This is a genomic window from Allobosea sp. 01N443, assembly GCF_056399325.1.
In genome coordinates, this window is sequence record NZ_JBFTRC010000021.1 from 19,455 (window position 1) to 45,461 (window position 26,007).

The window sequence follows — 26,007 nt, forward strand, 5'->3', positions numbered from 1 at the left end:
GCCTGACGACGGCGCACGAACTTAAACAATAGCCAGAGATTGCTGCGCCGGACAGCGATGTTTTGCATGCATGAGACGGACTGATGACATCGACCTTGTTGACCAACGCATCGCGCGGTTTGCGCCGCGGGCGGCTCTTGTCCACCACCGCGTTGGCTGGATTGGTCCTGATGTTTCCGGGCGCGGGCAGCTACGCCCAGACCCTCGTGACGGATGGCATTTTGGTCGTGAGCTCCGACGCTCAGCTCGGCGCCGATACCGTCACCGTCGACAATTCGACCAACAAGAATGCCACGCTGCAGATCAATGCCGGCGTCAGCATCGGCAACGAGATCACCGTCAACAACGGTGGCACGCTGAGCAATGCGGGCACCCTTTCGCGCCTGGCTGCGGGGCAGGTTGGCGTGCTGTCCATGGCAGGGGGCGCCACGGTGCATAACCTGCAAGGCGCAACGATATCCGGGCAAACGCAAGGCGTGTTGGTGCACGGAGGCGGCACGCTGACCAATACCGGCGGCACGATCACCGGTGCGACGCTCGATGGGGCGTCGTTCGGCGGAGACGCGACGGTCACGAACACGCAGGGCGGAACGATCAGGGGCAAGCGAGCCGGCGTGCTTGTTTTCGGAAACGGAACAGTGACCAACACCGGAGGCACGATCATTGGCACCGACGTTTCCGGCGTGCAAATCGACACAGGAACGATCTCGAATACGCTGGGCGGAACCATCACGGGCCGGGACAGCGGCGTGACGGTGACTGCCGGCGGCACGATCATCAATGGTGCCGGCTCGACGATCGAGGCCGCGCTGGGGGCCCTGGCGGTGAGCTCGGTCATCGGAAACGTCTCGCTCAGCAATGCGGGCAAGCTGATCGGGCACGTGGCCCTGCGCTCCAACGCCAATGGCGATGAAATCCACGATGTCACGCTGTTCACAGGCTCCAGCATCACGGGCAATCTGAGCTTCGGCGCCAATGCCGCCTCCACGCTGACGCTGGATGGCACCGGCACGCAGCTCTATTCGGCGGCCGTCGGCGGCACGACCAGCTTCAGCGCCGGCACGCTTATCAAGCAGGGCAGCGGCACCTGGACGCTGGACAAGGCGATGACGCGCAGCGGCGCCACGCAGGTCAAAGCCGGAACCCTGGCGGTCGCCAATAATGCGGGCCTGGGCAGCGGCTCCGTCACGGTGGACAACAGCGGCGCTCTCGGCGCCACGCTGRAGATCAATGCGGGCATCAGCATCGGCAACGAAGTCATCGTCAACAACGGTGGCACCCTGAACAACGCTGGCACCATTTCGCGAACGGCTGCAGGGCAGGTCGGCGTGCTGTCCACCGCGGGCGTCGCCACGGTGGTCAACGCAGCCACCGGGCGGATCGAGGGGGATTATGTCGGCGTGCAGCTCGGTGATGGCGGCACGGTGACCAACCAAGGCGGCACCATCACAGCCGTGAGCCACGGCGTGCTGCTCGACAAAGGTGGCGACGTGAGCAATCTCGGCGCCACGAGTGTTATCCGCGCCAGCGGCACTGATGGCCTCGGCGTGTTCATCAATACAGACGGCACTGTGACCAACGGGACCGGCGCGAGCATTGCCGGCGGGTTGGGCGGCGTCCGCATCTGGGGTGCCGGCACGGTGACCAACACCGGCGGCACCATCAGCGTGACCGCGGACAACCAGGGTCACGGCGTGGAGATCGTCGTCGGCCAGGGCACCGTCACCAACGAGGGCGGCGGCAGGATCACGGGCAAGCTCTACGGGGTGAGCTTTGCCGATGGCGGGACGGTGACCAACACGGCAAGCTCGATCATCGCCGACGGGACAGATGCCCTTGCCGCGGGCGTGGGCATCAGCGGCGGGGCGGGCACGGTCACCAATACCGGGTCGGGCAGCCTCATCAAGGGCCCCTCGGCGGGGGTCCGTCTGATCAATGGAGGCACGGTGACCAACGGCGCTGGCGCCACCATCGAGGGCACGGCATCGGTGCAGGCTATCGGCGGCAACACCGCGCTCAGCAATTCCGGCGCACTGAAAGGCAATGTGGCGCTGCGCGCCGCGGGCACCAACACGGTCACGCTGTTCACCGGATCCAGCATCACGGGCAACCTGGGTATCGGCACCAACGCAGCCTCCACGCTGACGCTGGATGGCGCGGGCACTCACCTTTACTCGGCGGCCGTCGGCGGCACGACCAGCCTCAGCACCGGCGCACTCGTCAAGCAGGGCAGCGGCACCTGGACACTGGACAAGGCCCTGACGCGCAGCGGCATGACCCAGGTCAAGGCCGGGACGCTGGTGGTCGCCAATACGTCAGGCCTCGGCTTCGGCGGCAACGCGACGATATCGGGCGGCAGGCTGCAATTCGGTGACGGCGCAGCGGCTGGAACCTACACTCTCGCCGGCACGATCGACGTGACCGGTGGCAGCCTGGCGATCCAAAACCTGGCGGCGGTGAAGGTCGCGCAGGATGTCCGCTTTGCCAATGACACGGCATTGTCGATCATCGCTTCCACCGGCGGTCCCTTGCTGCAGGCCGAACGCGTCACGCTCGGCAGCAATGTCGCCTTCAACCTCAGCGGCATCAGCGACGCGAACGGCCTGGACAAGCTCCTGATCGATACGCGCTCGGGCCTCAGCGGCGACTTCGGCACGGTCACGGTCGGCGGCTTCCATGGGACGGTGGACTATCTGACGCTGGCGACCCGGAAGTCGGACGACAGCAAGCACTATCTCGCCAGCTATGGCTTGAGCTGGACTGCGGGCAATTCTCGCGCGCATGGCACGTTCACGCTGACCAATGCTGCCGACAGGTTCGATATGGGCGCAGCGCTGAGCGACCGGGCGCCCAATGCCGCAACCGGCTGGGACGGCAGATCCCTGACCAAGGCGGGCGCCGGCACGCTCGTGCTCACGGGCGCCAACACCTTTACCGGCGCAACCACGGTCAATGCCGGCACGCTCGTCGTCAACGGCTCGACCGCGAGTGCGACGACCGTGAATGGCGGTGGCACGCTCGGCGGCTCGGGCACGATCGGCGGCCTTGCCGTGATGAGCGGCGGCACGGTCGCGCCCGGCAACTCGATCGGCACGCTGACCATTGCCGGCAATGTCGCCTTCGCCGTCGGCTCGACCTATCAGGTCGAAATCAATGCGGCCGGACAGAGCGACCGGATCAATGCGTCGGGCATTGCGACACTGTCGGGCGGCGCCGTCCAGGTCCTGGCAGAGAACGGCAATTACGCGGCCTCGACGAACTATACCATCCTGACGGCGGGCGGCGGCGTCAGCGGGCGGTTCACCGGCGTCAGCTCGAACCTCGCCTTCCTGACGCCCTCGCTGGCTTATGACGCGCAGAACGTCACGCTGACGATGAGCCGCAACGGCACGTCGTTCGGGCCGGGCGGCGGCGGAGCCTTCATCGCCTTGACGCGCAACCAGAGCGGGATCGCGGTCGCGGCGGAACGGCTGGGTGCCGGCAATCGGATCTATGACAGCTTGATCTCGGCGACAGCCGATGAGGCGCGCGCCGGTTTCGACCAGCTCTCGGGCGAGGCCCATGCCCAGGGCGTCGCGGTCGCGATCGCCGAAAGCCGGCTGCTCCGCGAGGCGATCCTCGGGCGCCTGCGCGGGCCGCTGCTGGTGGCGCCAGGCCAGAGCGTCGCGGCGGAGTTCACGGCCGATCTGCCGAACGCGAAGGGCGCAATCATGCTGCCAGCGCCGCGCTTCGAGGAGCGCTTCACCATCTGGGGCGAAGCGGTCGGAGCACAAGCGAACACCAATGGCGACGGCAATGCGGCGAGCCTCTCCCAGCGCACCGGCGGCGCCATCCTCGGCGCCGACCTCAAGCTCTACGAGACGGCGGCGGGCTCGCTTCGGGTCGGCGTTGCCGGCGGCTACACCCGCTCGAATTTCGATGTCGACGCCAGGCTGTCCTCCGGCCGGTTGGAGAGCGGCCATGCCGCACTCTATGCCGGCGCCCGCCTCGGCGCATGGCGGCTCGATGGCGGCCTGGGATATTCGTTCGGCGAAACCAGCCTGACCCGCCAGGTGCAGCTCCGCGGCTTTGGTGACAGGCTGCGCTCGGATCGCGACAGCCAGGTGGCCCAGGCCTTCGCTGAGCTGGGCTATGCCTTCCGTTTCGAGCAGTTTGCCCTCGAGCCCTTCGCCCAGCTCGTCCTGCTCCGGGTCTCATCCGGCTCCGGCCTCGAGCAGGGCGGCGCGGCCGCACTGCGCGTCTTCTCCGGCGACCAGAATCTCGGCTTCACGACCTTGGGCCTGCGCGCCGAGGCGCAGATCGGCACGATGCCGCTCTTCGCCCGCGGCCTGCTCGGCTGGCGCCATGGCTTTGGCGAGCTGACGCCGCGAGCAGCCACGGCCTTCCTTGCCGGCACGACCCCGGCCTCGGTCTACGCGACGGCCATCGATCGCAATGCGCTGGTCGCCGAAGCCGGGCTCGACTGGCGCGCCACCGCCTCGACCACGGTCGGGATCACCTACTCCGCTGCCATCGGCGAGCGAACCCGCGATCACGCCCTCAAGGGACGCATCGACATCAGGTTCTGAAGGCGAGCGCAGGCCGGTTCCGGCGCCGTGGGTCGCGCGGCCGTGCCAGGCGCCGGGAAACGAGATGGGCCTTTTGCGCGGGGGCAGGATGCCCGGGTTGGCCAAGCGCGCCCCGCGCGCCCGCCTCTAGGCCGGGTTCAGAGCGTCATCCGCCTTCCGCACGGCCAAGGCAAAATCCGCCAACTTGACCGGGTCGAGCTGGCCTGCTGTCCGGACGCCCGAAGACAGATCCACGCCGAACGGCCTGACCTGTCGGATGGCAGCGCCGACATTTGCCGGGGTAAGCCCGCCCGCGAGGAACACCGGCAGAGGGCTGGCATCGACGAATTCGGCGCTGATCGCCCAGTCATGCGGGCGCCCGGTGCCGCCCAGTTCCGGCGTCGCTGCGTTCGGACTCCCTGAATCGAGCAGGAAGGCGTGAACATACGGGCTGTAGGCCTGGATCATCTCCAGCGCTGCGCGGCTCTCGACATGGACGACCTGAACGCGGCGCAGATCAGGCTCGATCTCGGCCAGGCGGGCGGACTCCGCCGGATCGATGTTCCAGAGAATCTGGACCGTACTCGGACGCGTCCGGCGCACATGGGCCGCGATCGCCTCGGCTGTCCGCTCGACGGTCAGCAGGAATGTCGCGACGGGAGGGCTCTTCGCCCCGCGGATAGCCTTCGTGCTCGTGGACAGCAGACATTGGCGCATGGGCAGGAGCCGATTTCCGCCCTGCCCCCTATGCCAAGGATATCACCGGCTGGCGAAGGACCGTTTTGAGCCTGGCCGCTTCAGTCTTGCGCGGATCGCTCAGATAGATTTCGTGGTGGGGGCCGTTGAAGGTCACCCCCTTGCGCGGCATCACCTCATCATGGAGCCGGGCCAGGATCGGCCCCTCCTCATCATAGCTGCCGACATGCAGGGTCTGGAGCGAGAGCCCTTCAGCATAGAATTCGTGGCGCAGGCTTTGCGGGCGCTGCCCAAGCTTTCCCTCCGTTTTGGCCACCGCCTTCTCGAACATGTCATGGGTGACGAATTCAGGAACCATAATCATCATCGTCCAGCGCCACAGGTTCTTTTGGCGGGTGATGAAGCTCCGGGGATCGTCGGTCCACCACAACCCTTCCAGCGGCGGCACCACATAGTCCCTGCCGAGCGCAGCCTTTGCGGCGAACTTCACGGCATAGCTGACCCCGTAGAGCCATTCGATCGCCGAACGGTAAGCCGGTGCGGTGTTGGGATCGCCTTCAGCGTTCACCTTCACAAACGGCATCTGCGGCACGTCGACCAAAGCGAAGTCCCCGGTGGGCGGGTCATAAAGTGGTCTGAGGGCTTTCTTGAAATCGATCTTCGCCATCCGCGTCCCCCGTTCGCTGTCACCGAAACGACTGTGCGATGACAAGGAATGGCAGCAGTCGCTCGCGGAACGGGCCCAATGTGCCCGCAGCCGGACATGGGCGTTCAGAACAGGCCAAATCTGTTCGCGTGCCAGATCTATTCGCGTGCAAGTCGGAGGCCGGCCAGATTTCATCGAAAGCCTGGTCGATGAATTCGCCGGGCCCTGCCGCAGCGGGGTCGCGACGCCGTGCGGATGCCGGCGCCGCGGATATCGGTTGCGGCCCCTCACCGAGATGTCCCGGTGAGGGGCTGCTTCGTGCTTAGTTGCGATACCAGGAAGCGAGGTTCCAGGTGTCCACGTCCCAGCCGCTGTGATCATGCGCGAGGGTCAGCGCCGCAGCGACGACCTTGGTCCGCGACAGGACCGGCAGGATCACGTTGGCCTCGCAGAAGATCTCGTTGACCTTGATCAGCAGCGCAGCGCGCTTGGCCGGGTCGAGTTCCTTCTGCGCGGCCTTGTAGGCCTCGTCAGCCGCCGGGTCGGAGTAGCGCGAGACGTTGCGGCCGAGCCACTTGTTCTCCTTGTTGGCGATTTCCCAGGACACGAACTGGTTGAGGAAACGCTCCGGATCCGGCTGCGGCTGCGTCGTGGTGTACATCTCCATGTCGACATAGAGCTTGGTGTAGGTGTCGGGGTTGGCGACGTCCGAGGAGAAGAACACGGACGCAGTCACCGACTTCAGCTCGAGATCGATGCCGGCGCGCTGGCAGGCCTGCTTGATGATGGCCTGGACCTTCTGACGCGGCGCGTTGATCGAGGTCTGGAAGACGAACTTGAGCTTCTTGCCATCCTTTTCGCGGATGCCGTCGGCACCCTTCTTCCAGCCGGCGTCGTCGAGGATCTTGTTCGCCTTCTCGAGGCTGAATTCGTATTTCAGCTTCTCCGACTTGAACTGCTTCGGCTGGTTCACGAAGCTCGCCGTCGCGATGCCGCCGCGGCCATAGATGAACTTCTGGATCGAATCGCGGTCGATCAGCAGGTTGATCGCCTGGCGCACGGCCGGATCGCTGAGCGTCGGATGCTTGGTCTTGACGCTCGAACGCTCGCCATCGACCTCGGTCCACGGGTCGGTGGTGTTCAGGGTGATGAATTCCACGTCGCCGGCCTGCGCTGCACTGATCCTGCCGCGACCACCCGTCTCCATGCGCTTGAGAACTTCGTCCTCGACCAGCGTATCCCAGGCATAGTCGTATTCGCCGGTCTGCAGCACGGCGCGCGCCGCCGAGATCGCGTCACCGCCGCCCTTGACCTCGAGCGTGTCGAAATGCGGCTTGTTCTGGACRTGGTAATTCTCGTTGCGCGTGCCGGTGAGCACGTCGCCCGGCTTGAAGTCGACGAACTTGTAGGGGCCGGTGCCGACCGGCTTCAGGTTGGCCGGAGCCTCACGCGACTTGGCGCCCTTGTACTCGCCGAAATGGTGCTTCGGGATGATCATGCCGGCGACGCCGACGAAAGCATCGGCCCAGAACGGCGTCGCTTCCTTGAAGATCACCTTGACGGTGTGGGAGTCGATCTTCTCGACCTTGATGTCCTTGTAGGCGCCGGTGGTGTAGGCGGCAGTCGCCGGATCGGCGGCATATTCCCAGGTGAAGACGACGTCATCGGCCGTGAACGGCTTGCCGTCATGCCAGGTCACGCCCTGCTTCAGCTTCCAGGTGACGCTTTTGCCGTCCTCGGAGAGGCCGCCATTGGCCTTGGTGGGAGCTTCGGCCGCGAGCTGCGGGAAGAGATTGCCCTCCTTGTCCCAGCCGGCGAGCGGCTCGTAGAAGACGCGCGAGGCGACCTGGTCCTTGGTGCCGGAGGCGAAATGCGGATTCAGCAGGGTCGGTGCCTGCCAGAGCAGGATCTTCAGCGGCCCGCCGCCGCCAGCCTTCGTCGGCTTGTATTCGATCGTTGCGTTCGCCATTGCGACGCCGTTCCAGGCGAGGATCTGGCTCGCGATCGGCGCAGTAATACCCACTGCCGCCATTCGCTGAATAAAGGAACGCCGCGAGAGGCGACCTTCCTTCAGATTGTTCACCATCCCCTGGATATCTTGACTATTCATGACTTACCCTCAGATTCATCTGACAAGAGACCGGTCAATAGATTGACCGGATCCAGCCTTCTTTTATTAAATCTAAAGCGTGACGATGCTTTGGATTCAACGCTGGTGGTAAGAGCTACAGAATTAAGCCCGGCTTAAGGCAATCGGCGAAGGTGGCGCTTAAGGTCCGCTTCCGGCACAAGCCAGATATGCGGGAGCCGCGCAGCGCGACCACGCCGGACACCGGATGCTCGCCGATCGGCCAGAAGTGGAGYGACTGCCCCCTCGCGGACCACTGAGGCCTTCAGCGGGCCGCCAGCCCGGACTCAGGACGGATGGAATGCCGCAATGGGCCGGGTTCAGGCGGGCTACCCATGAGGAAGCCCTGCAAAATCCCCACTTCGCAGTATCCCCATCCTGTAGCAGTAATAGGGCGCAGGCTGCGTCTGCGAGCCTGGCGGCAAGGATCGTGAATCGCCGCGCTCAGCGGCCGGGGCTGCGCGCCATGCAGGCCGTTCTGGAGGAGACTTCCGTCATGTGTGATCTCTGCTGCTCGCCCGCGCCCGGCCTGTCCCGCCGTGGCCTGTTTTCCGGCATGGTGGCCCTTGCCGGCGCCGCCGCCCTGCCCCGGCAAGCCTTCGCCCAGGCCGCGCCCCCGCAGAATGCGATCTCGCCCGACGAAGTGCTGAAGCGGCTGATGGAGGGCAATGCCCGCTATGCCGCGAACACCCCGACCAATCAGGATTACTCGGCCGGCCGGGCTGCCCGCGCCAGCGCCCAGTATCCGGTGGCTGCGATCCTGAGCTGCGCGGATTCGCGGGTCTCGCCGGAACTCGCCTTCGACCAGGGCCCCGGCGACCTCTTCGTGGTTCGTCTCGCCGGCAATTTCGTCAATGACGATGGCCTGGCCAGCCTCGAATATGCCGTGAAATACCTCAACACGCCGCTCGTCATGGTCCTTGGCCATTCGGGCTGTGGCGCCATCGACGCCACGATCAAGGTCGTGCGGGACAAGGCGACCCTGCCGGGCCATCTCCAGGAAATGGTGCGCGAGCTCAGGCCGGCGGTCGCGGCCGCCAAGGCCGGCAAGCCGGACGACCTCCTTGCCGCGGCGATCGCGGAAAACATCCGCCGCGGCAAACGCCGTCTCGAGACCGCCAAACCGATCCTCGCGGAGTTCGTTGCTAGCAGGAAGATCAAGGTCGTCGGGGCACATTACGAGCTGGCGAGYGGCAAGATCACGCTGCTCTGAGGCATGACCGGGGCCGGGCGGTCCCTTGCGACGTGACAAGCCCCCTCACCCGCGCCGTTGTATCGGGTTGATCGTAGCACCTCCCCAGGACCACCCGCCCGAGACAGCTCCCGTAGCGCGGTCTCGGCGCGCGCTGCGGCGATCAGGCGGATCTTTGCAGCGGCGCCTGCTGGTCGAATTGGCTCGGCACCGGATCGAGCCCCAGGCGCTGGCGTAAGGTGCCCTCGCCATACTCGGTCCGGAACAGTCCGCGCTTCTGCAGCAATGGCACGACCTCGCTGGTGAAGAGAGCGAACTGGCGCGGCAGGATCGGCGGCATGACGTTGAAGCCGTCGGCCGCGCCCGAGACGAACCAGTCCTCGATCACATCGGCGATCTGCTCGGGCGTGCCGGTCGCGGTGAAATGCCCGCGCGCTCCGGCAAGGCTGTGCAGCAACCCGCGCAGCGTCGGCCGCTCGCGCCCGACCAGGGCGGTGATCGCCTGCGCCCGGCTGCGCGAGGCCTGCACCTGCGAGGGATCGGGAAAATCGTCGACCGACAGGACCTGGTCGAGCTGCAGATGCGAGAAATCATGGCCGCCGAAGCGGTTCGACAGGCGCGACAGGCCAACTGTCGGGTGGGACAGCTCGTTCAACTCCTCCCATACCCGCTTCGCCTCGACTTCAGTCGAGCCGATCGCAGCGCTGATCCCGGGCAGGATGACGATCTGGTCGCCCCGGCGGCCGAGCACGCGGGCTTGCGTCTTGATGTCGGAATAGAAGGCAATCGCGCTCTCCTTGGTGAGATGCGCGGTGAAGATCGCCTCGGCATAGCGGGCCGCGAAAGCACGGCCATCGGTCGAGGCGCCCGCCTGGACGAAGACGGGCCTCCCCTGCGGCGAGCGCGGGATGTTCAGCGCGCCGGCAACCCCGAAATGCGTGCCGCGATGGTCGGCGCGGCGGATCCGGTCGGGCCTGGCGAAATGCCCGGTCTCGCGGTCGTCGAGGATCGCGTCCGCCGCCCAGCTGTCCCAGAGTTTCGAGGCAACCTCGACGAACTCGTGAGCCCGCTCATAGCGCTGGTCGATCCCGGCCTGCCGCTCCTGGCCAAAGTTCCCCGCGGCCGCCGGCGCCCAGGAGGTCACGATGTTCCAGCCGATGCGGCCGCCGCTGAGATGGTCGAGCGAGGCGAGCTGCCGGGCGAGATTGTAAGGCTCGCTATAGGTCGTCGAGGCCGTCGCGATCAACCCGATGCGCTCGGTCAGCGCCGAGAGTGCGCCGAGCAGGGTCAGCGGTTCGAGTTCCCCGCGCGCCGCATGTTCAAGCTCGTCGCCCAGCGCGACATGGTCGGCGAAGAAGACGGAATCGAGCTTTGCCGCCTCAGCCGCCAGCGCCAGGTCGCGGTAGTAGGCGACGTCGGTCAGCGCCCGCTGCGTCGAACCGTCGTGACGCCAGGCCGCCTCGTGATGGCCGCGACCGTTGATGAAGAGATTGAGGTGAAGTTCACGGGTCATGGGTTCGCTCTCTCGGGTGTCGGTCAGATGGGATCGGTGACGCCGAGGGCGGCGAGGAGTTCGCCACGCAGCACAGCAAAGCCCGGGTGCCTGGCGCGCGGGTGGGCCAAGGAAACCGGCTGGTCGAGGGTGATGCGTCCTTCGTCGATGACGAGCACGCGATCGGCGAGCTTGATCGCTTCGTCGACGTCATGGGTGACGAGCAGGACGGTCGGGCGATGCTGCCGGATCAGGCGGAAGAGGAGATCGTGCATCCGGATCCGCGTCAGCGCGTCGAGTGCGCCGAAGGGCTCGTCCGCCAGAAGCAGGCGCGGCTGGCGCACCAGGGAGCGGGCGAGCGCCACCCGTTGCTGTTCGCCGCCGGAAAGCGCGTTCGGCCACGCCTCCTCCCGCCCGGAGAGGCCGACATCGGCCAGCGCCTGCCGCCCGCGAGCGTCGCTGTCGGCCGCATGCAGGCCGAAGACGACATTCTGCAGCACGCTCTTCCAGGGCAGCAGCCGCGAATCCTGGAAGAGGACGGAGCGGTCGGCCGGCACCGTGAGCGTGCCCTCGCCCTCGACACCATCGTCGAGCCCGGCGATGGCGCGCAGCAACGTGCTCTTGCCCGAACCGCTCTTGCCGATGAGCGCGACGAACTCGCCCGCGGCGAAATCCAGCGAGGCGGGCCCGAGCACACTGCGGCCGGAGAAGCGGCGCGTGACGTCGCGCAGGCTGACCGCGAGGGCGTCCGGCTGCGGCAGGCGGAGCGGATGAGCCGAGGCGTTCATGACGCCAGCGCCTTGCGATAGGACAACGCCTTGCGCTCCCAGAGCCGGACGGCGAAATCGGAGCCGAGGCCGAGCACCGCATAGATCGCGAGGCCGACCACGATGATATCGGTCTGGCCATAGTCGCGGGCGCGGTTCATCAAGTAGCCGATGCCCTGGCTGGTATTGATCTGTTCGAGCACGACGAGCGCCGTCCAGCAGGTGGTCACGGCAAGTCGCAGGCCGGTGAAGAAGCCCGGCAACGCGCCGGGCAGCGCCACCTCGCGCAGGAAGGCGCTGCGCGTCAGCCCGACGCTGCGGGCGAGCTCGACATGGCGGATATCGATGCCCMGCAGCGCCGCATGGGTGTTGATATAGATCGGCACGAAGACGCTGGAGGCGATCAGGGCCACCTTCATGGCCTCGCCGATCCCGAGCCAGAGGATCGCGAGCGGGATCAGCGCGAGCGTCGGGATCGCCCGCTTGATCTGGACGAGGCCGTCGATCGAGGCCTCGCCGATCCGGCTGAGACCGGATGCGAGCGCCAGCAGCAGGCCGACCGCGACGCCGATGCCGAGCCCCAGATAGGCGCGCCCCGCCGATGCCAGGAAATGGTCGGCAAGCGTGCCCGATTGCAGCAGCTCGAAGCCGGTGAACAGGGCGATCGACGGCGCCGCGAGGAATTTCGGCGAGAGCCACCCCGTCAGCGAGGCGAGCTCCCAGAGAACGACCAGCGCGACCGGCCCGAACAGGATGGCGCCCGCAGGCAGGCGGCCCGGCGCCAGTTTCGGGAGCTTGCCCTGCGCGGGGGGCGTCGGGTTTGCCTGCGCCGGAACGCCCGCAATCGCGGCGAAGGGCACCGAATAGGCCGTGGCAATCAGCGCGTGGCTTTGATCGGACATGGACAGCCTCAATTGGATTTGGCGGCGATGATGTCGTCGAAGCGCAGATCGAATTCCTCGCGTGCATCGAGCCGTTTCGGCAGGTCGCCAGCCTCGTGGATGACGTCGATCAAGGCCTGCTGCTTCGGGATCAGGCTGGCGAGCAGGGGAAATTCGAAGCGCCCCTCGGCTTCGACGATCCTGCGCCCATCCGCCGGCTTGAGGTTCTGGCGCTTGACGTAATAGGCCTCGACCCAGCCCTCGGCATTCGCATGCGACCAGCGGTTGGCATCGATCCAGGCCGCCACGAACTCGCGAATGGCTGCGAGCTTGGCCGGATCGTCCAGGGCCCGCTTGCTCGCATAGAGATAGGTCAGGCTCTTCGGCAGGCGGTCGTTCTGGTCCTTCGGCAGGGCGCTCGCGCCGCGATCGGCGAAATCGGCGAGATAGCGCGAGAAATGCGGCTCGTTCAGCGCCGCTACATCGACCTGCCCCGTTCGCACCGCATCCGGGAAATCGGCGGCCCGCAAGGGCACGAGCCGCACATCCTTCTTCGTCAGCCCCGCGAGCTTCAGCGCGTTGAGAACGAAGGGCTGACGGCCCGTCCCCTCGCCATAGGCGATGCTCTTGCCGCGCAGTTCCTCCAGCGAGGCGATCTTCAGCCCGGGGCGTACGGCCAGCGCGTAGTCGGTTTCGGACGAGGTGCGCGCCGCCACGATCGGAATCTGCTCGCCAGCCGCATGGGCCTGGATGGGCGGCGTGTTGCCGACGGTCGCGAGATCGAGAGCCCCCGCCCGGAAGGCTTCGAGAATGGCCGGGCCGCCGAGAAAATTGGCATAGGTCACCTGGCTCGACAGCCTGTCATGGGCGCCCGACGCCCGCATCAGGCTCTGCAGCGCCTCATTCTGATCGGCGACGACCAGCCTCGTGCCGACCGGAGCCTTCGCAAGTGGTGCGGGCTGCCCCTGGGCCGCCGCAAGACCGGGGGCGGCGACCGAAAGCAGGAGCGACATGGCCAGGATCGTGCGGCGCCTCAGCCCTTGTGTCCCTGCGGAAAGCGCATCGCTCGACATGGTTGTTCCTCACTCAGCTCGTGCCCGRCCAGGGATGAATGTCGCGACCGGCCGTCGAAATACTGGCGAAGAATCGTTCTTTTAGTCAAACAGAATGTTCTTTCTGAAATACAACGAAACGGCGAACGTCATTCTCCTGGAGCTGCGCATGCGAGAACGCTGCTGCTCGGCGAAAAATTCTGTCTCCGGGAGGACGATGACGGAGCAAAGCGTTCGCTGTTGCTGCGGAGGCACGGCCAGTATTGCGGCGGCACCGGAAAAGGGCCTTCGACGCCTGCCGGCCGAAACCCAATCCGGGATGCCGATCCGGGGTCCGGAGTGAAGCGGTGAGCTCCCCCTATGGGTTATGCCGAGAACGCCAATCAGGTTATCGCTGGTGAGACGAGACCCAACAGCGAACCGGACATGGGCACAGAGATTGAACGCAAATTCCTCGTCATCGCCGACGATTGGCGGGAGAAAGCTGGCCCGGGGCAGCCCCTGCGCCAGGGCTATCTTACGCCGAAGGGGACAACCAGCGTCCGCATCCGCTGTGCCGCCGCTGAGGCGTTCCTCACCATCAAGGGGGAGACTCATGGTCTGGCCCGCCCGGAGTTCGAATACGAAATCCCCGTCGCGGAAGCCGAGGAGATGCTGCTGACGCTGTGCATCGGCCCACCCCTCGAAAAGACGCGATACAGGGTCGAGCATGGCGGGTTGACGTGGGACGTGGATGTGTTCTCAGGCCGCCATGCAGGGCTTGTGATCGCCGAGGTCGAACTGATCGAGGCCGCTCAGCATGTCGATCTTCCGTCTTGGGTCGGACTCGAAGTCACGAATGATCCTCGCTACCGAAATGCCGCGCTCGCCGAGGGGGACGTTCTGCCTCCAGCGTCGCCATAAGTTCGCCCCTCTTCCAGCGGTGACGGGCATTTTTGGGTTTGCCGCCTTCCGCCCCCCGGAGATATCGAGGATCAGTGGCAGGCGACAGCCTTCTGCCTCTGCATCGGCTGCCCGCAAAAGCCGCAATCCGCTTTTCGGGCCGGCGCCCTAAGGCTCCCCGCCATTGGGGTTCGGCCCCTCGCCGCCTCGCCGCGGCTGATCGCCAAGGCGCTCGGCCACGGCCTCCCGAGCCTGCGCAAAGATCATCCCGACCGTCGCGACGATATCGTTGAGCAGACGAGCATCCTCTTCGATGGAGACGCCTTCAATCGTTGCGTTCTTGGCGTCGTTCAGAAACCGCTGCTCCAGGGCATCGAGACGCTCCGGCCCGCCCAGAATGGCGATCTCGACCAGGGCGTTCCTGGCGAGGCTCGCGGCACCGGCCAGCGACGCTGCCAGCGTGTTGATGAAGGCCTCTTGGCCATGGGGACCGCCGTGCATGGTTCCCTCCCGGTTGCGGGCAATGATCGCACCGAGCGAGACGCCGTGTCGAATCCAGCTGCCACTCCCAGCAGATTGCCGGAGCGGCCATCTGGGTTTGAGTTTCGCCCCGGAGCAGACCTCCACCAGCGGCGCACTCGCCGCTCCCGAAAGGTACGGCGCGTGACGAACGCGCCAGTTTAGCACGCCACGGCTCAGGCTTACTCATGAACTACGGATATGACTTCATGCGGTCTATGCCGTCTAATTGATCGATGGCGCCTCCCCTATCTTCGGCAGCACGGCGAGAGAACGCCCTTTGAACCCCGGAGAACAGGCGATGAAGTCACGTCTTCTTGGACAGAATGGCCTAGCGGTGTCGGCCCTCGGTTATGGCTGCATGGGGCTGGATTTCGGCTATGCCAACAGGCTCAGCAGGCAGGAGGGCGTCACGCTGATCCGCCAGGCGGTGGAGCGCGGCGTCACCTTCTTCGATACGGCCGAAGTCTATGGCCCCTACACCAATGAGGAGATGGTCGGGGAAGCGCTACGACCGGTCCGTGACCAGGTGGTGATCGCCACCAAGTTCGGCTTCAACTTCGTCKAGGGCAAGCAGTCCGGCCTGAACAGCCGGCCCGCGCAGATCAAGGCGGTCGCGGATGCCTCCCTCAAGCGGCTCGGCGTCGATGTCATCGACCTGTTCTACCAGCACCGTGTCGACCCCCGGCGTGCCGATCGAGGATGTCGCCGGCGCCGTCAAGGACCTGATCGCGGCCGGCAAGGTCAGGCATTTCGGGCTCTCCGAACCCGGCGCGAAGACAGCACGCCGCGCCCATGCCGTGCAGCCGATCACCGCCCTGCAGAACGAGTATTCGCTGTGGACGCGCGGCGTCGAGAGCAATGGCATCCTGGGAACCTGCGAGGAACTGGGCATCGGCCTCGTGCCCTACAGCCCGCTCGGCAAGGGTTTTCTCACCGGCGCGATGAGCAAGGACACCAAGCTCGGCGAGGGCGATTTCCGCAGCATCCTGCCGCGTTTCACTCCCGAAGCCATGGCGAAGAACCAGGCCTTGGTCGATCTCCTCCAGCGCATCGCCACCGAGAAGGGCGCGAAGCCGGCGCAGATCGCGCTCGCCTGGCTGCTCGCCCAGAAGCCCTGGATCGTGCCGATCCCCGGAACGACCAAGCTTCATCGCCTCGAGGAGAACCTTGGCGCCGTCGCGGTCGAGCTCACCGCCGCCGATCTTGCCGAGATCGAGCAGGCTGCGGCGGCGATCGCGATCGAGGGCGAGCGCTATCCCGCGCAATTGCTCGCGACCACCGGCCTTTGAGCGCCGGCAGGTCAACCGTACGGAACTGGCCCATGAGCAACGACATCGAAGCCAAGGCGCTGGCCTGCGCCGCCGCCCGGTCGCGCCCTGATGCGGCCGGCCAGCCCTGGCGGGTGCTCGGCGTGCTCAGCGTGCTGATGGGTTTCGCGTCGATCTCGACCGACCTCTATCTGCCCGCCTTGCCGGAGATGGCGCACGCGCTCTTCGCGCCGATACCGGGCTGATCGAGCTCACGGTCTCGGGTTTCCTGACCGGCTYCAGCCTCGGCCAGCTGTTCTGGGGCCCGATCAGCGACCGCTATGGCCGGTGCCGGCCGGTGGCGATCGGCCTCGTGCTCTTCGTCATCGGCTCGGCCGGTTGCGCATTCGCGGGCAGCGCCGGAGCGATGATCGGCTGGCGCATCGTCCAGGCCGTCGGCGCCATCATCTCGGGCAAGCAGATGAGATCAGGCTTCCCTTAGGAGTGGAGCCTTGTGACCGTCGCGATGGTCATCGGCGGATAGAGCCTTTGCGCGGCGAGCACCACCTCGAGGCGGTTGCGCACGTTCAGCTTGGCCATCAGGTTGGTCATGTAGCCCTTGATGGTCTTGTCGCTGAGCGACAGCTCGCGGGCAATCTCGCTGTTGCGTTTCCCAAGCAGCAGCAATTTGACGATCTGCTCCTCGCGGACGCTGAGCCTGTTGCTGATCGCCTTCTGGCGTTCGACCGCCTTGTCCTGCAAGGCACCGATCACCTTGGTCGCGAAGGCGGGTGTGACATAGACATCGCCGTGCTGCGCGGCCTGAAGCGCCTGGAACAGATCCTCGCCGGGGCTGCCTTTCAGGACATAGCCCCTTGCTCCGGCATCCAGGGCCCTGATCGCATCATCGGGGCTTGTCGAGGCTGTGAACACGATGATCTTTGTCTCGGGAGCGATCTTCAGCGCGTCCGCAATCGCCTGGAAGACATCCCCCACCATATTGAGATCGACGATCATCTCACCGGGGCGGTGCGTCCTGACGATCGAGACGATATCCTCCGCGATGTTCCCGGTCGCGGTGAGCGCGAAACCGCCCCATCGTTTGAGCAGTGCTCCGATCCCCTCCATCAACAAGGGGTGGTCGTCGACGATCGCAACCGAGCGGTCCGGCATGATCCCAGAACCTCTGTACCGTACTTCACCTCCCCAGGCCGAGCGAATGGTTGCTTAGTCAACGCTCTTTGTAAATGCTAAAAAAATCGAAACATTCTCGAACCATCATGGGCCGGAAGCGGAGCAGGAAGGCCGGGCTGGCAGGGGTTCGACCATGGCTCCGCGATTTGCCGCCCTGCTGCCCCGGCGCTGCGATGGTCAGGGCAACGATCACACCATCAGTTTGCGCCGGGATAAACTTCGAGGCGAGGATTCATCGGGATTTAGTCGCCAATCTGTACTATGATGACGGGGTGGGGACCTACTCAACGAGGGCTGCGCAATGAAAACACTCCTGATCCTGGCTATTTCAGTGGCGTTGTCTGGCGTCGGCGGATGCGCCTATTACGGCAAGGGCAAAGCACCCCCGCCCGCGCCAGCGGCAACGCCCATCGTCACCAAGGGCTGACGCCCCAAGCCAATATGTCAGAGAACGGCCGGTTCAACTGGCCGTTCTCTTCTCACAATACTTGCCTGCTTTGCTCTGCTTGCCTGAATTCTATCCCTCGATGTCTCGGCGACGGGTGCGCGAGGCCGCGCGCCTGGTGAGCCCGATGATAGGGTCCCGAGAGCCAAGCCGGGCTTCACCTTCTGCAGACAGACACTCTATTTCGGCGCGGCGGAATTCACCTGCGGATACAGCCGGGCCAGCGCCGCCTGGTCAAGATGCGGGACGAGCAGCGTCTTGAAGGCGTGGTCGACCTGTTCATATTCGACCTTGCAGCCACTGGCGCGTTCGGCCGGCAGCACGCCCTTGTCGACCAGCGCCTTGTAGCGGACGGGGTCGGAGCCATAGGCGAGGCAAAGCACGTTGTACATGCGCTGCAGCGGAGTGCTGTGAGCATCGGCGAATGTCTGCCCGTCGACCGGGCCGCCCGGCATCCGCTTGAGCTTCTTGAAGCTGTGGACGCCCGCCTCGTTGAGGTAGCAATAGACGATGCCGGCGATCAGGCCGTAGGCATCAGCCTTGTAAAGGTTGAGCTCCATGTAGGACGCAACGAAATCGGCGGCGTCCTCCTCATTCCCCAGCACCGGAATCTTGAGATAGTCGAAGATCGCGTGCCCGCCTTCGTGAAGAAACAGGTCGATGACCGGCCCGACAAGAGCATCGTTCTCACTCACCCAATCGGGCCGCTTGGGACCCCGCGCGATGTCGAGGTCAATGGCCTCGGCAGCCGGAAAAGCCGGTAGAATTCGGCCGCCTTCTCGAGTGCCTGCTTTTCACGCAGGAGATCGAGGACGGGCTGATGCGCCGGGTTCTTCGGCGCCTCGTAGGTGATGGTGACGACAGGCGCCGGCACGGCGGGCTGCGCGGATGCCGCTCCGGTCACGCTCAAAGCCAAGCCGAAAGCGCACACGCCGAATGACAGTCTGGAGGCTGGCCTCATGGCGGCTCCCCTTCCTGATGCGACCGATCAGGTAGATGCCAGCCTAACCCAGAAGGAGTGCTTGCGGGAGAGCGTCTGCGCCGTGGCAGGTCGGCTGAGACTTCGGATGGGATGACCGGGTTTCGATCGGGACGGCACCTCGGCCTTGCCCGGCATCGCCGCGCGTTGGCAATGGAGGATACGAGAGCCGGAATAACCGTAATGTGTCCTTCGCCTCATAGACCGGACCTTCCCGCCCCCGCGATGATCTGCCCATACTCATGGGGTGGGTTGCAGGGGGTATGAGATGGACCAGAGACGCGTCGCGGCGGCCGTCGAGGCGGCCGCCCGGGCATTGCATGAATCCGTACGAAACCATCATCAGTTTCATTGGGACAAGATGACCGAAACCTGGCGACAGGACTTGCGGAGCTACATTMAGCCCAGCGTGATCGCTGCGCTCGAGGCATCGGACCGGATCGTCGCGTCCTCGCCTCCCAGATCGGCATCGGTTGCGAGGCCGCGGCTGCCCTCGGTCGGGCGCTGACGCCGGCACCGCAAAGGCGGAGCGACACAAGTGGTTGCATCGCCAGGACTGGCCGCGCCATGTGGAATGACGCGGCCATGATCCTGGGCACGCGTCCCTGCGCCCCTGCCGCTGGACCAGCAAGGCCATGTCGATGACGCTGCGACAGCGCACATCGCTACGCTCGAGCCGCTCGAAGGCGTCGTTGATCTCGTCCATGCCGATCATCTCGACATCGGGATGAACACCCTTCTTGGCGCAGCGTCCGGGCCTCAGCGGGGCGCCACGATGTAGCGCAGATGCAGGATGCCATGCGCCAGCGGTTCGCAGCTCTTGAAGGAGAGCTGCACATCGCCGTCGAGGCCGTCTTCTCCGGCCTCGACGAAACCCTGATGTCCGCCCCGTCCGTCGAGGGCGGGCACGAGGAGCAGGCTCAGCTCGTTGACCAGGCTTGCGGCGAAGAAAGAGCCGTTGATACCGGCGCCGCCCTCGAGCAGCAGCCGGTGGATGCCGAGCTCGTGGCCGAGGACATCCAGCATGGCGGCCAGATCGATCTTCGCGGTTTCGGCGACGATATAGGAGACACCGTCCGCGGCGAGTTCGGCGAGATGACTGTCTGCAACCCCAGGGCCGAGCAGCACCACGACAGGGTCGCCGCCGATCTTCGGCCCGGCAAAGTGGAGTTTGCCGGATGGATCGAGCGCTATCGCAAAGCACTCGGCTTCACGGACCGCGAAATGGCAGGGCCGCTCGACCGGGCCGACCTGGGCCGGTGCGTGCGGACCGACCTTGCTGATCTCGGCCATCGTTACCCGGCCGACGAGCCAGGCGTCGGGCTCGAGCCCCTCATGGACCTCTTCATAGAGCCTGGACCATTCGGCCTTGCTGCCATCGGGGCTCCAGGTGAAGCGGCTCGGATGGAGGCTGCCGTCCAGCGACGAGAGCATGTGGCAGATGACGATGGGTCTCATGGCTTGCTCCCCCAAGGCGCTCGCACGGAATGGCACCGCCCTTCGGAATGGCACCACCATGCGCGATGGCGCGGCCATGATCTTGATCCGACCCGCGCGCCCTACCCCGCCTGCGCTGGAACCAGCGAGGCCATGTCGATGACGAAGCGGTAGCGCACATCGGCGCGCTCGAGCCGCAGGAAGGCGTCGTTGATCTCGTCCATGCGGATCATCTCCACATCGGGATGAACCCCCTTCTTGGCGCAGAAATCCAGCATCTCCTGCGTCTCGGCGATGCCGCCGATCGGCGAGCCGGCGATACGCCGGCGGCCGAGCAGCAGCGGCACGGTCGAGGGCTCCGCGAGCGGCCCGACCTGGCCGACCAGGACGAGCGTCGCATCGACATCGAGCAGCGAGAGATAGGGGTTGATGTCGTGCCTGACCGGAACGGTATCGATGATCAGGTCAAAGCCGTTTGCGGCCCTGGCCATGGCCTCGGCATCGCTGGAGACCAGCAGCCGGTCGGCGCCGAGCGCCAGCGCATCGGCCTGCTTGTCTGCCGTACGGCTCATCACCGTGACATCGGCGCCGAGCGCAGCCGCGAGCTTCACCGCCATATGGCCGAGGCCGCCGAGACCAACCACGCCGAYGCGGCTGCCCGGTCCGACATTCCAGGTGCGCAGCGGCGAATAGGTGGTGATGCCAGCGCAGAGCAGCGGCGCGACCTTGGCGAGATCGAGCCCGTCGGGCACGCGCAGCGCAAACTCCTCGCGCACCACGAGGTGCTTGGAATAGCCGCCATAGGTCGGCTCGGCCGGCTCGCAGGAGAAGCGCTCCTTGTCGTTATAGGTCTGGACATTGCCCTTGCGGCAGAGCTGTTCCAGCCCCTTGCGGCACTGGTCGCAGGCCTGGCAGGAATCGACCATGCAGCCGACGGCGACATGATCGCCGGCCTTGTAGCGGCGGACATCGCGGCCGACCGCGGTCACCCGGCCGACGATCTCATGGCCCGGCACCATGGGATACTGGCTCCAGCCCCAGTCGTTGCGGGCCTGGTGCAGATCGGTGTGGCAGACGCCGCAATAGAGCACCTCCATCGCAACATCGTTCGGCCGAAGCTCCCGCCGCGTGACATCGAAGGGGGCGAGCGGCGAAGCGGCCGACCGGGCGGCATAGCCAATGGTCTTCATGCCAGGTCTCCCGTCCTGATGGTCGTTGAAGCGCCGGCCTCATCGAGGGCCTGGCGCAGCACAGGAATGGCGGAATTGGCGGTCGGCCAGCCCGCTGAGAGGGCAAGATGGGTGACGAGCTCGGTCAGCTCGTCCGCCGTCACGCCATTGTCGAGCGCGCGCCGGACATGGCCGGGCGGTTCGTTCGTGCGGTTGAGCGCAACCAGGCTCGCGACGGTGATCCGGCTGCGGTCGCACTTCGACAGGCCGGGGCGCTCCCAGACCTCGCCGAACAGGACGCGATCGCCCAAACCGGCAAGGGCCGGAGCGACATCGCCATAGGCCTTTTGCGCAGGGCTGCGATCATCCGTCATCCCTGCACCTCTCCGCGATGAACCTGCCAGAGATAATCCTGGTCCACGACCTTCTCCATCCAGGTCACCACCGAACCATCCTTCATCGCGGCAATGGCGACATGCGCCATGGCGCAGTCCGGCGCGGCGCCGTGCCAGTGTTTCTCGCCCGGTTCGAACCAGACGATGTCGCCGGGCCGGATCTCCTCGACCGGACCGCCCTCGCGCTGCACCCGGCCCAGCCCCGAGAGCACCAGAAGGGTCTGGCCGAGCGGATGGGTGTGCCAGGCCGTCCGCGCTCCGGGTTCGAAGGTGACGGTCGCGCCGCTCAGGGCGGCGCCGCCGGCAAAGGGCGCATCGATCCTGACMGTGCCCGTGAAATACTCGGCCGGCCCCTTTGCAGAAGGCTGCGCCCCGCTTCGCTTGATGTCCATCCACGTTTCCTCACGTCCTCGTGCCTGGAGCCGGACAGACTCCCGCCCCTCCCAAGCACTGTAGCCGCGCGACATTCATTGGATTAGGCGATAGAAACCGCATGAAGCCATATCGGGAGTTCATGAATGCGGCGCGAGGAACTGGTCGATCTCAATGCCTTCCTGACGGTCGCCGAGGAGCAGAGTTTCACGCGCGCGGCCGCCAAGCTCGGCACCTCGCAATCCTCGCTGAGCCATACGATCCGCCGGCTCGAGACCAGGCTGGGCGTGCGCCTGCTGACCCGCACCACCCGCAGCGTCGCGCCGACCGCGGCCGGGGAGCGGCTGCTCGGCACGCTGCGCCCGGCTCTGGAGAGCATCGGCTCGGAACTGGCCTCCCTCAACGAGTTGCGCGAGAAGCCGGCCGGGACGATCCGCATCACGACCTCGGAGCACGCGGCGACGACCGTGCTCTGGCCGGCTCTGGAGCGGTTCCTGCCGCATTACCCCGACATCCATGTCGAGCTCAGCATCGATTCCAGCCTGACCGACATCGTCACCGAGCGCTTCGACGCCGGCGTCCGGCTCGGCGAAGCGCTCGCCAAGGACATGGTAGCGGTCCGGATCGGGCCGGATCTGCGCATGGTGGTGGTCGGATCGCCCGGCTATCTCGCCACCCGCTCCATTCCCCTGACCCCGCATGACCTCGCCGAGCACAGCTGCATCAACCTGCGCCTGTTGAGCGGCGGCGGCCTCTACGCCTGGGAGCTGGAGCGGGATGGACGCGAAGTCCGCGTCCGGGTGGAGGGTCGGCTCGCCTTCAACAATGTCAGTATGATCGCGCGCGCCGCCGAGGCCGGCTTCGGGCTCGGCTTCGTGATGGAGGACCATGTGGCGGAGCAGCTTGCCCGGGGCAGCCTGGTCCGCGTGCTGGAGGACTGGTGCCCGCCCTTTTCCGGCTACCACCTGTATTACCCCAGCCGGCGCCAGCCATCGGCGGCCTTTGCGCTGCTCGTCGAGGCTTTGAGGTATCACACGTGAGGCAGGTCTGACCGCCCCGGCGAATACTGCCGGATGATGAGAGCAGCGTCCGAGAATAGTCGCCCTTCCTCGTCGGCCGCTTTCCCCAGAGCGATCATTCGGCGCGGACAGCCGGACTGCCATGGCCAGCTGCTAGCGGATCTCCCCCCGGCCTGGTGCCCGCGCTCGGAGGAAGCACAGTCGAGATCGAGCGGAAGCCGCGCTGCAGGCCGTGGGGCGAGTCTGCGTCGTCTGACGGCCGTAGGCTCCGTGCCCGTCACATCCCCGCCTCGCTCGACATGCTCCAGTCCAGTTCGCCCAGTCGCCGGATCGAGCCGCGCAGAATGCTCTCGAAAGCCAGGACGGCGGGCGACGGCGAACGGCCGCTGGGCCGGATCATGACGACGTCGCGTGCGATCGTCGGCTCGACCAGGGGTCGGGCGGCGATCGGGCGATGTGGGGTCATGGCCAGCGCATAGGTCGGGAGCACCGCGATGCCGAGACCGGCCTCGACCAGCGCCAATGCCGTGGTGATCTGCGAGACCGCGTAGAGCGGTCGCAACGGCACTTCCGCGGTCTCATAGCCGACCTCGACCAGCAGCCTGATACCGCTGTCCCTGGTCAGGGTGATCAGAGGCTGCCCGGCCAGATCGGCCCATGGCAGCGAGGAGCGCGTGGCGAAGGGATGCGTCCGGGCACAGAACAGCATGAGACTGTCCCGCGCCAGCGGCATGCGTTCGATGCCGTCCTCGATCGCCGAGAACGTGCCCAGCCCGCAATCTGCCCGGCCAAGCCTGACCTCCTCGACGATCGCATCGGTCCGCGCGTCGATGATGGCGACCTCGATGCCGGGATAGCGCTGACCGAGCTCGACGATGGCCATCGGCAGCAGGACGGCCGCCAGCAAGGGGGGAGCGGCGACGACAATCCGGCCACGCCGTCTTTCTGCGAGATTATTGGCATTGCGCACGGCCAGATCCAGGTCGTGCATGATCTTGGCCGACGCGCCCTGGAACTCGCGCCCGCCCTCGGTCAATTCGACGCGTCGCGTCGTCCGGTCGAACAGGCGCAGGCCGAGTTCCCGCTCCAGCTCACGCACGAGCTGCGAGAGTGCGGGCTGAGCCATGTGCAGCCGTTCCGCAGCCTTGGTGAAGGTGCCGCATTCCGCCACGGCGAGAAAGGCCTGGATCTGTCGAAGCGAGACGGTCATGGCAGACACTCATAAGCAAATCATCTGAATTCATACAAATATGTAGAATTGCCGTATAGCCCATCCCAATCGATGATCCTGGTCAAGGCGGGGGTCACGCATCGGGCGGGCCCGGCCCTGGAGATGGCCGGGGATGGCAGGGCTTCAGGTCAAGGAGCGTCCCGCGCTGCAGGATGGCAACGGGCCTGGCAGCGCGCCGCACGGGCCATCGTGCCCCTCGCGGAGCGAAGCCGGATGCTCGTCGATCGCAAGCGCTGTGCTCCCGCCGGCACCGTCCATTCGAGGCTCATGATGAACTGCTACCCTGACCTTCAGATGTATATCGGCGGCGCATGGAAGAGCGCCTCGAATGGGCAGCCGGTCCTGAACCCCGTCGACGAGAGCGTCATCGGCATGGTCCCGCTCGCGACGCGGTCGGATCTGGACGCCGCACTGTCCGCGTCGGCCGACGGGTTCATGATCTGGAGCCGGACATCGCCGCGCCGGCGCGGCGAGATCATCCTCAAGGCCGCCGCCCTCATGCGTGAGCGCATCGAAGAGATCGCCTTCTCGATCACGCTGGAACACGGAAAGCCAATTGGACAGGCCCGCCTGGAAGTGATCCGGGGCTGCGAGTTCTTCGAATGGGATGCCGCCGAGGGCCAGCGCCTCTATGGCCGCGTCATCCCCAGCGAGCCCGGCATCAAATACATCGTCATGCATCAGCCGATCGGGATGGTGGCGGCTTTCTCGCCGTGGAACTTCCCGATGAGCCAGCCCTCCCGGAAGATCGCCGGCGCGTTGGCGGCCGGCTGCTCGATCATTCTCAAGGCTGCCGAGGAGACGCCTGCCGGCGCCATCCATATTGCCCGGGCCTTTCACGATGCCGGGCTGCCGGCCGGCGTGCTCAACCTCGTCTTCGGCATTCCGTCGGAGGTGTCCGACTATCTCATTCCCCAGGAGCAGACCCGCCTGATCGCCTTCACCGGTTCGACCGCAGTCGGCAAGCACCTGACGACTCTGGCGGCGCGCCATATGAAGCCCGTGCTCATGGAGCTTGGCGGCCACGCCCCGGTCATCGTTTGCGACGACGTCGACCCGGTGGCCGCCGCCATCGCCTCCGCGCAGCGCAAGTCGCGCAATGCCGGACAGGTCTGCACCTCTCCGACACGCTTCTTCGTTCACAAAAGCATCTACGCCACCTTCGCCCGGACCTTCGCCGAGAAGGCCCGCGCGGTGACCATCGGCAATGGCCTGGACCCGTCGACAGAGATGGGCCCCGTCGCCAATTCCCGCCGCATCGAGGCGCTCGAGACGCTGGTCGCCGATGCACGGGCCAAGGGAGGGCGCGTGCTGGCCGGCGGCGAACGGCTGGGCAACCGCGGCTACTTCTTCCCGGTCACCGTCATAGCCGATGTTCCCGATGACGCGCGCGCCATGCGAGAGGAGCCGTTCGGCCCGCTGGCGCTGATCAACCCGGTCTCGTCCCTCGACGAGGCGATCGAGAAGGCCAATGCCCTGCGCTTCGGGCTCGCCGCCTATGCGTTCACGCATGCCGCAAGCAATGCGGACCGGCTGGCGGAAAGGATCGAGGCCGGCAACCTCTCGATCAATACCCTCGAGGCCTCCGTCGCGGAGACGCCGTTCGGGGGCGTGAAGGACAGCGGCTACGGCCGCGAGGGCGGGGCCGAGGGGCTATCGCATTACACCGTCATCAAGAACGTCTCGCACCGCATGAGCATCTGAACGCGGTCTC

At 66.0% G+C, this 26,007-nt stretch carries 24 protein-coding genes and 1 pseudogene; 9 read left to right on the top strand and 16 right to left on the bottom strand.

The window, feature by feature from the left end; all coding sequences use genetic code 11:
- Positions 1-83: 83 nt before the first annotated feature.
- Entirely contained in the window at positions 84-4,568 is a 4,485-nt protein-coding gene (locus AC1DRP_RS08425) for an autotransporter domain-containing protein (protein WP_476768285.1), read from the top strand.
- Positions 4,569-4,694: 126 nt separating this feature from the next.
- Here AC1DRP_RS08425 and AC1DRP_RS08430 read toward each other — a convergent pair whose 3' ends face one another.
- The 3 genes from AC1DRP_RS08430 to AC1DRP_RS08440 all read right to left on the bottom strand — a co-directional run bounded on the left by AC1DRP_RS08430 (position 4,695) and on the right by AC1DRP_RS08440 (position 7,999).
- Complete coding sequence (locus AC1DRP_RS08430) at positions 4,695-5,264, bottom strand: phosphoribosylanthranilate isomerase (RefSeq protein WP_476768286.1); 570 nt, start codon at positions 5,262-5,264, stop codon at positions 4,695-4,697.
- Between the two features lie 28 nt (positions 5,265-5,292).
- On the bottom strand, positions 5,293-5,910 hold the full coding sequence (locus tag AC1DRP_RS08435) for a GyrI-like domain-containing protein (RefSeq protein WP_441504540.1): 618 nt from the start codon (positions 5,908-5,910) through the stop codon (positions 5,293-5,295).
- A gap of 301 nt (positions 5,911-6,211) precedes the next feature.
- Complete coding sequence (locus tag AC1DRP_RS08440; RefSeq protein ID WP_441488441.1) at positions 6,212-7,999, bottom strand: peptide ABC transporter substrate-binding protein; 1,788 nt, start codon at positions 7,997-7,999, stop codon at positions 6,212-6,214.
- A 514-nt stretch (positions 8,000-8,513) separates the two neighbouring features.
- On the opposite strand from AC1DRP_RS08440, the gene AC1DRP_RS08445 reads away from it, so the two are divergent.
- Positions 8,514-9,230: a carbonic anhydrase gene (locus AC1DRP_RS08445; protein WP_441504541.1), complete on the top strand. Its 717-nt coding sequence runs from the start codon at positions 8,514-8,516 to the stop codon at positions 9,228-9,230.
- Positions 9,231-9,372: 142 nt separating this feature from the next.
- Here the strand turns inward: AC1DRP_RS08445 and AC1DRP_RS08450 are convergent, their stop codons facing one another.
- Genes AC1DRP_RS08450 through AC1DRP_RS08465 form a run of 4 tightly spaced genes read right to left on the bottom strand, consistent with a single transcriptional unit; the run spans position 9,373 to position 13,422 of the window.
- Positions 9,373-10,722 carry an LLM class flavin-dependent oxidoreductase gene (locus AC1DRP_RS08450; RefSeq protein WP_441504542.1) on the bottom strand — a complete coding sequence of 450 codons (1,350 nt, stop codon included), beginning with the start codon at positions 10,720-10,722 and terminating at the stop codon, positions 9,373-9,375.
- 23 nt (positions 10,723-10,745) lie between these two features.
- Positions 10,746-11,489 (bottom strand): ABC transporter ATP-binding protein, encoded by a 744-nt coding sequence (locus AC1DRP_RS08455; RefSeq protein WP_441504543.1) that lies wholly within the window; start codon positions 11,487-11,489, stop codon positions 10,746-10,748.
- Positions 11,486-12,370 carry an ABC transporter permease gene (locus AC1DRP_RS08460; protein ID WP_476768287.1) on the bottom strand — a complete coding sequence of 295 codons (885 nt, stop codon included), beginning with the start codon at positions 12,368-12,370 and terminating at the stop codon, positions 11,486-11,488. Before AC1DRP_RS08460 ends, AC1DRP_RS08455 begins: the two co-directional genes overlap by 4 nt.
- A gap of 8 nt (positions 12,371-12,378) precedes the next feature.
- The gene (locus AC1DRP_RS08465) at positions 12,379-13,422 is read right to left on the bottom strand and encodes a PhnD/SsuA/transferrin family substrate-binding protein (protein WP_441504545.1); all 1,044 of its coding nucleotides are present in this window, start codon (positions 13,420-13,422) and stop codon (positions 12,379-12,381) included.
- A gap of 405 nt (positions 13,423-13,827) precedes the next feature.
- Here AC1DRP_RS08465 and AC1DRP_RS08470 point away from each other — a divergent pair, with 405 nt between their 5' ends.
- A complete protein-coding gene (locus tag AC1DRP_RS08470; protein WP_441504849.1) occupies positions 13,828-14,304 on the top strand; it encodes a CYTH domain-containing protein in 477 nt (158 codons plus the stop codon).
- A 147-nt stretch (positions 14,305-14,451) separates the two neighbouring features.
- Here the strand turns inward: AC1DRP_RS08470 and AC1DRP_RS08475 are convergent, their stop codons facing one another.
- Complete coding sequence (locus AC1DRP_RS08475; protein WP_441504546.1) at positions 14,452-14,784, bottom strand: hypothetical protein; 333 nt, start codon at positions 14,782-14,784, stop codon at positions 14,452-14,454.
- Between the two features lie 319 nt (positions 14,785-15,103).
- Here AC1DRP_RS08475 and AC1DRP_RS08480 point away from each other — a divergent pair.
- From AC1DRP_RS08480 to AC1DRP_RS08490, 3 genes and pseudogenes are all read left to right on the top strand, one after another.
- Positions 15,104-16,094, top strand: a pseudogene (locus AC1DRP_RS08480) (aldo/keto reductase).
- 32 nt (positions 16,095-16,126) lie between these two features.
- Positions 16,127-16,318 carry a hypothetical protein gene (locus AC1DRP_RS08485; RefSeq protein ID WP_441504547.1) on the top strand — a complete coding sequence of 64 codons (192 nt, stop codon included), beginning with the start codon at positions 16,127-16,129 and terminating at the stop codon, positions 16,316-16,318.
- A 23-nt stretch (positions 16,319-16,341) separates the two neighbouring features.
- A complete protein-coding gene (locus tag AC1DRP_RS08490) occupies positions 16,342-16,554 on the top strand; it encodes an MFS transporter (RefSeq protein WP_476768305.1) in 213 nt (70 codons plus the stop codon).
- Here the strand turns inward: AC1DRP_RS08490 and AC1DRP_RS08495 are convergent.
- The gene (locus AC1DRP_RS08495) at positions 16,551-17,225 is read right to left on the bottom strand and encodes a LuxR C-terminal-related transcriptional regulator (protein WP_441504548.1); all 675 of its coding nucleotides are present in this window, start codon (positions 17,223-17,225) and stop codon (positions 16,551-16,553) included. The genes AC1DRP_RS08490 and AC1DRP_RS08495 overlap by 4 nt on opposite strands.
- Positions 17,226-17,547: 322 nt before the next feature.
- Here AC1DRP_RS08495 and AC1DRP_RS08500 point away from each other — a divergent pair, with 322 nt between their 5' ends.
- Positions 17,548-17,673: a hypothetical protein gene (locus AC1DRP_RS08500; RefSeq protein ID WP_441504549.1), complete on the top strand. Its 126-nt coding sequence runs from the start codon at positions 17,548-17,550 to the stop codon at positions 17,671-17,673.
- A gap of 197 nt (positions 17,674-17,870) precedes the next feature.
- Here the strand turns inward: AC1DRP_RS08500 and AC1DRP_RS08505 are convergent, their stop codons facing one another.
- The 6 genes from AC1DRP_RS08505 to AC1DRP_RS08530 form a co-directional block, all read right to left on the bottom strand.
- Entirely contained in the window at positions 17,871-18,386 is a 516-nt protein-coding gene (locus tag AC1DRP_RS08505) for a DUF4344 domain-containing metallopeptidase (RefSeq protein WP_476768288.1), read from the bottom strand.
- Positions 18,383-18,565 carry a hypothetical protein gene (locus tag AC1DRP_RS08510; protein ID WP_476768289.1) on the bottom strand — a complete coding sequence of 61 codons (183 nt, stop codon included), beginning with the start codon at positions 18,563-18,565 and terminating at the stop codon, positions 18,383-18,385. Before AC1DRP_RS08510 ends, AC1DRP_RS08505 begins: the two co-directional genes overlap by 4 nt.
- 864 nt (positions 18,566-19,429) lie before the next feature.
- Positions 19,430-20,128 carry a RibD family protein gene (locus AC1DRP_RS08515; protein WP_441504551.1) on the bottom strand — a complete coding sequence of 233 codons (699 nt, stop codon included), beginning with the start codon at positions 20,126-20,128 and terminating at the stop codon, positions 19,430-19,432.
- Positions 20,129-20,229: 101 nt separating this feature from the next.
- Positions 20,230-21,297, bottom strand: a complete 1,068-nt coding sequence (locus AC1DRP_RS08520; protein WP_476768290.1) for an NAD(P)-dependent alcohol dehydrogenase — start codon at positions 21,295-21,297, stop codon at positions 20,230-20,232.
- Positions 21,294-21,650, bottom strand: a complete 357-nt coding sequence (locus AC1DRP_RS08525; RefSeq protein ID WP_441504553.1) for a carboxymuconolactone decarboxylase family protein — start codon at positions 21,648-21,650, stop codon at positions 21,294-21,296. The genes AC1DRP_RS08520 and AC1DRP_RS08525 overlap by 4 nt, the downstream gene beginning before the upstream one ends.
- Positions 21,647-22,063, bottom strand: a complete 417-nt coding sequence (locus tag AC1DRP_RS08530; RefSeq protein WP_441504554.1) for a (R)-mandelonitrile lyase — start codon at positions 22,061-22,063, stop codon at positions 21,647-21,649. The genes AC1DRP_RS08525 and AC1DRP_RS08530 overlap by 4 nt, the downstream gene beginning before the upstream one ends.
- Positions 22,064-22,189: 126 nt before the next feature.
- On the opposite strand from AC1DRP_RS08530, the gene AC1DRP_RS08535 reads away from it, so the two are divergent.
- A complete protein-coding gene (locus tag AC1DRP_RS08535; protein ID WP_441504555.1) occupies positions 22,190-23,083 on the top strand; it encodes a LysR family transcriptional regulator in 894 nt (297 codons plus the stop codon).
- Positions 23,084-23,339: 256 nt separating this feature from the next.
- Here the strand turns inward: AC1DRP_RS08535 and AC1DRP_RS08540 are convergent, their stop codons facing one another.
- On the bottom strand, positions 23,340-24,272 hold the full coding sequence (locus tag AC1DRP_RS08540; protein ID WP_441504556.1) for a LysR family transcriptional regulator: 933 nt from the start codon (positions 24,270-24,272) through the stop codon (positions 23,340-23,342).
- Positions 24,273-24,563: 291 nt separating this feature from the next.
- Between AC1DRP_RS08540 and AC1DRP_RS08545 the strand changes: the two genes are divergently transcribed.
- A complete protein-coding gene (locus tag AC1DRP_RS08545; protein WP_441504851.1) occupies positions 24,564-25,997 on the top strand; it encodes an NAD-dependent succinate-semialdehyde dehydrogenase in 1,434 nt (477 codons plus the stop codon).
- Positions 25,998-26,007 lie beyond the last annotated feature (10 nt).